This is a genomic window from Streptomyces sp. NPDC002926 (assembly GCF_053591755.1).
The window spans coordinates 43,128-51,681 of sequence record NZ_JBSFUK010000034.1 but is presented as its reverse complement, the minus strand read 5'-3'; the positions used below and the strand labels follow the sequence as shown (position 1 = coordinate 51,681).

Annotated in this window: 7 protein-coding genes and 1 pseudogene; 7 read left to right on the top strand and 1 reads right to left on the bottom strand. The window is 69.5% G+C overall.

The genetic code is table 11. From position 1 onward, the window contains the following. Nucleotides 1–70, bottom strand: a pseudogene (locus ACWDZ6_RS29800) (DUF6230 family protein); the annotation flags it as partial. A gap of 219 nt (nucleotides 71–289) precedes the next feature. Between ACWDZ6_RS29800 and ACWDZ6_RS29795 the strand changes: the two are divergent. The 7 genes from ACWDZ6_RS29795 to ACWDZ6_RS29765 all read left to right on the top strand — a co-directional run bounded on the left by ACWDZ6_RS29795 (nucleotide 290) and on the right by ACWDZ6_RS29765 (nucleotide 8,229). Beyond that, nucleotides 290–988, top strand: a complete 699-nt coding sequence (locus ACWDZ6_RS29795) for a hypothetical protein (RefSeq protein ID WP_451505307.1) — start codon at nucleotides 290–292, stop codon at nucleotides 986–988. A gap of 45 nt (nucleotides 989–1,033) precedes the next feature. Next, entirely contained in the window at nucleotides 1,034–2,284 is a 1,251-nt protein-coding gene (gene dxr, locus ACWDZ6_RS29790; protein ID WP_366732223.1) for a 1-deoxy-D-xylulose-5-phosphate reductoisomerase, read from the top strand. Continuing rightward, nucleotides 2,281–3,582, top strand: coding sequence for a M50 family metallopeptidase (locus ACWDZ6_RS29785; protein ID WP_366732222.1), 1,302 nt, complete (start codon nucleotides 2,281–2,283; stop codon nucleotides 3,580–3,582). Before dxr ends, ACWDZ6_RS29785 begins: the two co-directional genes overlap by 4 nt. Nucleotides 3,583–3,745: 163 nt before the next feature. Beyond that, entirely contained in the window at nucleotides 3,746–4,900 is a 1,155-nt protein-coding gene (ispG, locus tag ACWDZ6_RS29780; RefSeq protein ID WP_451505306.1) for a flavodoxin-dependent (E)-4-hydroxy-3-methylbut-2-enyl-diphosphate synthase, read from the top strand. Between the two features lie 123 nt (nucleotides 4,901–5,023). Then, entirely contained in the window at nucleotides 5,024–5,869 is an 846-nt protein-coding gene (locus ACWDZ6_RS29775; protein WP_451505305.1) for a GNAT family N-acetyltransferase, read from the top strand. Nucleotides 5,870–5,899: 30 nt separating this feature from the next. Then, entirely contained in the window at nucleotides 5,900–6,469 is a 570-nt protein-coding gene (locus ACWDZ6_RS29770; RefSeq protein ID WP_451505304.1) for a GNAT family N-acetyltransferase, read from the top strand. Nucleotides 6,470–6,534: 65 nt separating this feature from the next. Beyond that, entirely contained in the window at nucleotides 6,535–8,229 is a 1,695-nt protein-coding gene (locus ACWDZ6_RS29765) for a proline--tRNA ligase (RefSeq protein ID WP_389188371.1), read from the top strand. Nucleotides 8,230–8,554 lie beyond the last annotated feature (325 nt).

Here is an 8,554-nt window from a genome sequence, read left to right as displayed (position 1 = left end):
TGACCTTGAACTCCTGGCCGGACACAGCGAACGACGCGGCGAGCGCGCCCTGTGCCAGACCGATACCCACAGCGACCTGGACCCGGTCGTCACTCGATCCGGACCGGCATCCGCCCGCCCCGCGGAGTGCCTCGTCGCCGGCACGGTCGGGAGGCACTTCCGGAACCTTCTCGACCGCACCGGCCCCCGTGCCCGACAATCGACCTTCGATCACGGTCAACACGGAATCGGGGCAGGGATGTTCGGGGCGGGGAATCAAGGCGTCTCCCGGCGGGCGGCTGCCCTCCTGATGACGGTGGCACTCAGCGCCGTCGCCGCGTGCGGCAGCAGCGACGACAAGGACGGCAGGGAGAGCAAGGCGGACGACAGGCCGGCCGCCTCCGCCCCGAAGGCCCTCACCGAGGCCCGGCTCAAGGCCGTCTCCTTCACCGACGGTGAGAAGGTCGGCACCTACACGGCCTCCGAGTTCACCCTCGGCGCGCCGCTCGGCGAGGACTACACCGCCGATCGCGCCGTCTGCCAGCCCCTTGTCAGCCTCGCCAAGGGCTCCACCAGCCACGACCCCGCCGCCGAGGTCAACCGCCAGGTCGACGTTCCCGACGAGATGGCCGGGCTCGGCGTCGCCGTACAACTGCGCTCGTACGCGAACGGTGAGGCCGCCGCGGTCATGAAGGCCCTCGGCAGCGCGGGGACCCGGTGCGCCGGCGGGTTCACCGAAGAACGCGCCATCGCCAGGGCGAAGTACCTGAAGGTGGAGCCCGCCGAGGCGCCCGCTTTCGGGGACGAGGCGAAGGCGTTCCGCTTCACCATCCTCGATGTGAAGGGGAAGCTGAAGCTCTACGAGTACCTGACCATCGTCCGCTCGGGCTCCACCACGCTCTCCTTCCGCGCCGAGATCATCGGTACCAAGGACGTCGGAGGAGTGCCCGAAGAGGTCATGAAGGCCCAGTGGGAGAAGTTCCGGGCGGGCTCGAGCACCGGAACCTAGGGACGCACTGTCCGGCCGGACAGGAGCAGCGGCCACAATGGGGGGATGAGCGACAGCCCATCCCCCCTCGCCGACCCGCACCTCGTCTTCGACGCGACCGAAGGCCGCCGGGACATCGTCGTCCTCGGCTCCACCGGGTCCATCGGCACGCAGGCCATCGACCTGGTACTGCGCAACCCCGAGCGCTTCCGTGTCACCGCGCTCTCCGCCGCCGGCGGCCGCGTCGCACTCCTCGCCGAGCAGGCACGGCAGTTGGGCGTCGACACGGTCGCGGTGGCCCGCGAGGACACGGTGCCGGCGCTTCGCGAGGCACTCGCGGAGCAGTACGGGTCCGCGCCCCTGCCCGAGATCCTGGCAGGACCCGACGCCGCCACCGAGCTCGCCGCCTCCGCCTGCCACACCGTGCTCAACGGCATCACCGGATCCATCGGACTCGCGCCCACCCTCGCCGCCCTCGAGGCCGGCCGGACGCTCGCCCTCGCCAACAAGGAGTCGCTGATCGTCGGCGGGCCGCTGGTCAAGGCCCTCGCCAAGCCCGGCCAGATCATTCCGGTCGACTCCGAGCACGCCGCCCTCTTCCAGGCGCTGGCCGCGGGGACGAGGGCCGACGTACGCAAGCTGGTGGTGACGGCCTCCGGCGGGCCGTTCCGTGGCCGTACGCGTGCCGAGCTGGCAGATGTCGCTCCCCGGGACGCTCTCGCCCACCCCACCTGGGCCATGGGCCCGGTGATCACGGTGAACAGCGCCACACTCGTCAACAAGGGGCTGGAGGTCATCGAGGCTCATCTCCTCTACGACATCCCCTTCGACCGCATCGAGGTCGTCGTACATCCCCAGTCCTACGTTCACTCCATGGTGGAGTTCACGGACGGCTCGACCATCGCCCAGGCGACCCCGCCCGATATGCGAGGCCCGATCGCCCTCGGTATCGGCTGGCCCGAGCGGGTGCCCGACGCCGCCCCCGCCTTTGACTGGTCCAGGGCCTCGAGCTGGGAGTTCTTCCCGCTCGACACCGAGGCCTTCCCCTCGGTGGGACTCGCCCGGCAGGTGGGGGAGCTGGGCGGAACGGCCCCGGCGGTGTTCAATGCCGCGAATGAGGAGTGCGTGGACGCATTCCTCGCCGGGCGGCTGCCGTTCAACGGAATCATGGATACGGTCACCGGAGTCGTCGCCGAACACGGCGTTCCCGCCTCGGGAACCTCACTTACGGTGGCAGACGTCCTGGAAGCGGAGACCTGGGCCCGGGCGAGGGCCCGGGAACTGGCAGTTAAGGCGACAGCGGAGGCTCGCGCATGACGATTCTGTTGACGGTCCTCGGCATAGCTCTCTTTGCTGTGGGACTGCTGGTCTCGATCGCCTGGCACGAGCTGGGTCATTTGTCGACGGCCAAGCTCTTCGGCATCCGCGTGCCCCAGTACATGGTCGGCTTCGGCCCCACCATCTGGTCCCGGCACAAGGGCGAGACGGAGTACGGCATCAAGGCCATCCCGATGGGTGGCTACATCCGCATGATCGGGATGTTCCCGCCGGGGGAGGACGGCCGGATCGCGGCCCGGTCCACCTCGCCCTGGCGCGGGATGATCGAGGACGCCCGCTCGGCTGCCTTCGAGGAGCTGAAGCCCGGCGACGAGAACCGGCTCTTCTACACGCGCAAGCCGTGGAAGCGCGTCATCGTGATGTTCGCGGGACCGTTCATGAACCTGGTCCTCGCCGTCGCGATCTTCCTCGGGGTGGCGATGTCCTTCGGCTTCGCCACCCAGACCACCCAGGTCGCCGGGGTCCAGAAGTGCGTCATCTCGCAGAGCGAAGAGCGCGACAAGTGCCAGAAGGGCGACCCGGTCTCGCCCGCCCAGGCCGCGGGCCTGAGGAAGGGCGACAAGATCGTCGCCTTCAACTCGGAGCCCGTCACCGACTGGTCCGAACTGTCGAACCACATCCGCGAGACGATCGGCCCCGCCACCATCACCGTCGAGCGTGACGGCAAGGAGCAGGTACTCAAGGCCACCCTTGCCCGGAACATGGTGGTCAAGAAGGACGCGGACGGAGCGGCCGTCCCCGGCAAATTCGTCCCGGCCGGATATCTGGGCTTCGCCGCGCAGACCGAGATCGTGCCGCTCTCCTTCACCGATTCCGTGGACCGCATGGGCGACATGATCGAGAACAGCGTCGATTCGATCGTCGCGCTGCCGTCCAAGATCCCCGACCTGTGGAACGCGGCCTTCAGCGACGGCGAGCGCAAGGCCGACTCCCCGGTGGGTGTCGTCGGCGCGGCGCGCATCAGCGGTGAGGTGCTGAACCTGGACGTCCCGACACAGAGCATCATCGCGACCTTCATGATGCTGCTCGCGACGTTCAACCTCTCGCTGTTCCTGTTCAACATGCTGCCGCTGCTGCCGCTGGACGGCGGGCATATCGCAGGGGCGGTCTGGGAGTCGGTACGCCGCAATATCGCGAAGGTGTTCCGCCGTCCGGACCCGGGCCCGTTCGATGTGGCCAAGCTGATGCCGGTCGCCTATGTCGTGGCGGGAATCTTCATCTGCTTCACGCTGCTCGTGCTGGTGGCCGACATCGTGAATCCGGTCAAGATCAGCTGAGCGAGTCCCTTTCGTGGCGGCCGGACACCCTTTGTGTCCGGCCGCTCACCTTTGAGTGGACTCCGGGCGGCGATGTGCTGGGCCGAACCTCAGTGCCGTAATCTCGGAGACTGGAGCCCGCCGATCTCGGGACCTCGATCCACACCTTGGGGTTGCACAGCAGATGACTGCAATTTCGCTCGGAATGCCGTCCGTTCCGACCAAGCTCGCCGACCGGAGGGTCAGCCGCAAGATCCAGGTCGGCACCGTGGCCGTCGGCGGGGACGCTCCCGTGTCGGTGCAGTCGATGACGACCACGCGCACCTCCGACATCGGCGCGACGCTGCAGCAGATCGCCGAACTGACCGCGTCCGGCTGCCAGATCGTACGGGTCGCCTGTCCCACCCAGGACGACGCGGACGCGCTGGCCACCATCGCGCGCAAGTCGCAGATCCCGGTGATCGCGGACATCCACTTCCAGCCGAAGTACGTCTTCGCCGCGATCGACGCCGGCTGCGCGGCGGTCCGGGTCAATCCGGGCAATATCAAGCAGTTCGACGACAAGGTCAAGGAGATCGCCCGTGCGGCCGGCGAGGCCGGCACCCCGATCCGTATCGGGGTCAATGCCGGATCGCTCGATGCCCGGCTCCTCGCCAAGTACGGCAAGGCGACGCCTGAGGCGCTCGTCGAGTCCGCGCTGTGGGAGGCGTCCCTCTTCGAGGAGCACGGCTTCCGCGACATCAAGATCTCCGTCAAGCACAACGACCCGGTCGTGATGGTCAACGCCTACCGGCAGCTCGCCGCCCAGTGCGACTACCCCCTCCACCTCGGCGTCACCGAAGCCGGCCCCGCCTTCCAGGGCACCATCAAGTCAGCCGTCGCCTTCGGCGCGCTGCTCAGCGAGGGCATCGGCGACACCATCCGGGTCTCGCTCTCCGCCCCGCCCGCCGAAGAGGTCAAGGTCGGCATCCAGATCCTGGAGTCGCTCAACCTCAAGCAGCGCCGCCTGGAGATCGTTTCCTGCCCCTCCTGCGGCCGCGCGCAGGTCGACGTCTACAAGCTCGCCGACCAGGTCAGCGCCGGCCTCGAGGGCATGGAGGTGCCGCTGCGCGTCGCCGTCATGGGCTGCGTCGTCAACGGCCCCGGCGAGGCCCGCGAGGCCGACCTCGGCGTCGCCTCGGGAAACGGCAAGGGCCAGATCTTCGTGAAGGGCGAGGTCATCAAGACCGTCCCCGAGTCGAAGATCGTCGAGACCCTTATCGAAGAGGCCCTGAAGATCGCCGAGCAGATGGAGAAGGACGGCATCGCGTCCGGCGAGCCCGAGATCTCCGTCAGCTGACATTTCCGTACCGGCCCCGTGCACGCCCCCTGGCGTGTCGCGGGGCCTTGTGCTGGGCTCGGCACCCCGCAGACCTGCCAGGTACAGTGCGGAGACCAGCAGACCGTATGGTGAGGCCCCCTCGTGTTGACGCAGACCACCACCCGGGTCCTCGAACCCAGCGACCTCGGCGCAGCGCTCGCGATCCTCGAGAGCGAGCCCGTGACCAATGCCTTCGTCACGTCCCGCGTCCAGGTCGCCGGGCTCGACCCCTGGCGCCTCGGCGGTGAGATGTGGGGCTGGTACGCGGACGGGCGGCTGCGCTCGCTGTGCTACTCCGGCGCCAATCTCGTTCCCATCTGTGCCACCCCCGAAGCCGTACGCGGCTTCGCCGAGCGGGCCCGCAGGACAGGCCGCCGCTGCTCCTCCATCGTCGGCCCGGCCGAGTCCACCGCCGAGCTGTGGCGGCTGCTCGAGCCGAGCTGGGGCCCGGCCAGGGACGTGCGCGCCCAGCAGCCGCTCATGGTCACCGAGCGGGCGCCCGGCGACATCGAGCCGGACCCCTACGTCCGCCGCATCGGCAAGGACGAGACAGACGTGATCATGCCGGCCTGCGTGGCGATGTTCACCGAGGAGGTCGGCGTCTCGCCGATGGCCGGTGACGGCGGCCTGCTCTACCAGGCACGGGTGGCCGAACTCGTCGCCGCGGGAAGGTCGTTCGCCCGTATCGACGACGGCAAGGTCGTCTTCAAGGCCGAGATCGGCGCGGCCACCAGCGAGGCCTGCCAGATCCAAGGCGTCTGGGTCGCACCGGAGTTCCGCGGCCGCGGTCTGTCCGAGACGGGCATGGCGGCCGTGCTGCGCTATGCCCTGCAGGATGTCGCACCGGTCGTCAGCCTGTACGTGAACGACTACAACACCGCAGCCAGGGCGGCGTACCGGCGGGTCGGCTTCCGCGAGGTCGGCGCCTTCATGAGCGTGCTGTTCTGACCGCCCGCGGTGGGAAGTAGGGTTTCGCCCATGGCAGCACATTCAGGAGGCGGACCCCGGACGCCGAGCGTTGCGGTCGGGCCGGTCGATCTCGCCGCACGGGTCGATGAAGCCCTCGCGGTGCAGGCCCTCGCCTTCGGGCTCACCGACGACGAGATCGAGGTGCGCCGCCATATCGTCTACCGGCACCTCCTGCACCCGGGGGCCCGTGCACTCGGCGCGCTGACGGAGTCGGGCCGCCTTGTGGGATTCGTCTACGGCATGCCCAACGACCGCACGCACTGGTGGTCCACCGTCGTCGAGCCGTATCTGCGCGGCAACGGCTCCGAAGGCTGGCTCGACAACTCGTTCGTGATCACCGAACTCCATGTCCACCCCGGCTACCAGGGCCGGGGCATCGGCCGCTCGCTGATCACCACGATCACCGACTGCGTAGACCAGCCGCGCTCGATCCTCTCCGCGATCGACACCGAGAGCCCCGCCCGTGGTCTGTACCGGGCGCTTGGCTACCAGGACCTCGCGCGGCAGGTCGTCTTCCCCAGCGCACCCAGTCCGTACGCCGTCATGGGCGCCCCGCTGCCGCTGCTGCGCGGGAACTGATTTCCGCCTGCCGGTGCCACCCGGCTAACCTCCTGCTCATCACACGTTCCGAGCAGGAGTTCACCATGGCCCAGGTCCAGCGCATGTCCCGTCTGATGGTCAAGACACTGCGCGACGACCCGGCGGACGCCGAGACGCTCAACCACAAGCTGCTCGTGCGCGCCGGCTATGTGCGCCGTACGTCCGCCGGCATCTGGAGCTGGCTGCCGCTCGGCAAGAAGGTCCTGGAGAACATCACCCGCGTGGTCCGCGAGGAGATGGACGCCATCGGCGGCCAGGAAGTGCTGCTGCCCGCGCTGCTGCCCAAGGAGGCGTACGACGCGAGCGGGCGGTACGAGGAGTACGGCGACCTGCTCTTCCGCCTCAAGGACCGCAAGGGCGCCGACTACCTCCTCGGCCCCACGCACGAAGAGATCTTCACCCAGCTCGTCAAGGACCAGTGCTCGTCCTACAAGGACCTGCCGGTGATCCTCTACCAGATCCAGACGAAGTACCGCGACGAGGCCCGTCCGCGCGCGGGTGTGCTGCGCGGCCGCGAGTTCCAGATGAAGGACTCGTACTCCTTCGACACCACCGACGAGGGTCTCGTCGAGTCCTACCAGCTGCACCGCGACGCCTACATCCGGATCTTCGAGCGGCTCGGCCTCGACCACCGCATCGTCTCGGCGGTCTCGGGCGCGATGGGTGGCTCGGCGTCCGAGGAGTTCCTGGCCCCGGCCCCGGCCGGCGAGGACACCTTCGTGGACTGCCCGGCCTGCGAGTACGCGGCCAACACGGAGGCCGTGACCTTCACCGCGGCCGCGGCGGAGGCCACCTCCCACGGGCCCGTCGAGGAACTGGACACCCCCGACACCCCCACCATCGAGACCCTCGCCGCGCACCTGGGCGTCCCCGCCTCGGCGACCTTGAAGAACCTGCTGGTCAAGGTGGACGGCGAGATCGTCGCGGTCGGTGTCCCCGGCGACCGCGAGGTGGACCTCGGCAAGCTCGGCGAGCACCTGGCCCCGGCGGAGGTCGAGCTGGTCACCGCGGAGGACTTCGTGGAGCGCCCCGATCTCGTACGCGGCTATGTCGGCCCGCAGGGCCTCGAGAAGGTCCGTTACATCGCCGACCCGCGCATCGCGCCCGGCACGGCCTGGGTGACCGGCGCGAACAAGCCGGACACGCACGCGAAGAACGTCGTCTGCGGCCGTGACTTCGAGGTGGACGACTACCTCGACGTGGTCGTGGTCGAGGACGGCGACCCCTGCCCGAAGTGCGGCGCGGGCCTCAAGCTCGACCGCGCGATCGAGATCGGCCACATCTTCCAGCTGGGCCGCAAGTTCGCGGACGCCTTCCAGCTCGACGTCCTGGGCCAGAACGGCAAGCCGGTCCGGGTGACCATGGGCTCGTACGGCATCGGCGTCTCCCGCGCGGTGGCGGCCCTGGCCGAGCAGACGGCCGACGACAAGGGCCTGTGCTGGCCGCGAGAGATCGCCCCGGCGGACGTCCACGTGGTGGCGGCGGGCAAGGCACTCCAGACGGAGCTGGCGCTCGAGGTCGCGGAGAAGCTGGCCGCGGTGGGTCTGCGCGTACTGGTCGACGAGCGCCCCGGAGTCTCGCCGGGCGTGAAGTTCACGGACGCGGAACTGATCGGCGTCCCGAAGATCCTGGTGGCGGGCCGACGCTCGGCCGAGGGCGTGGTGGAACTGAAGGACCGCCGCACGGGCGAGCGCGAAGAACTGACGGTGGCCGAGGCGATCACGCGCCTCAGCGCCTGACCCTGCGGGCGCGTCTTGCGGCCCGAGGCCGGGCCTTGTGGGGTGGCCCGAGCCCCTGCGCCGTGAGGCAGGGGGCCCGGGGTGGCCTGAGCGTCCTCCGCGCGAGGCCGGGGGCCCGGGGCGGTCTCTGCCGCGCAGCCGGGCGCGTGGAGGCGCGTCGGCCCCACACCCCGTGGCCGCGCGTTTCTTGGGTGGGGCTTGGGCCCGATGCCGCGAGGCCGGGTTTTTGGGTGGCCTGAGCTCCCACGCTGCGAGGAACCGGCCTGAGCCTCTGCACCGCGGAGCCGGCGTCCCCCGGCGCGTGGGGCGTCAGCCCGTGCCGCGA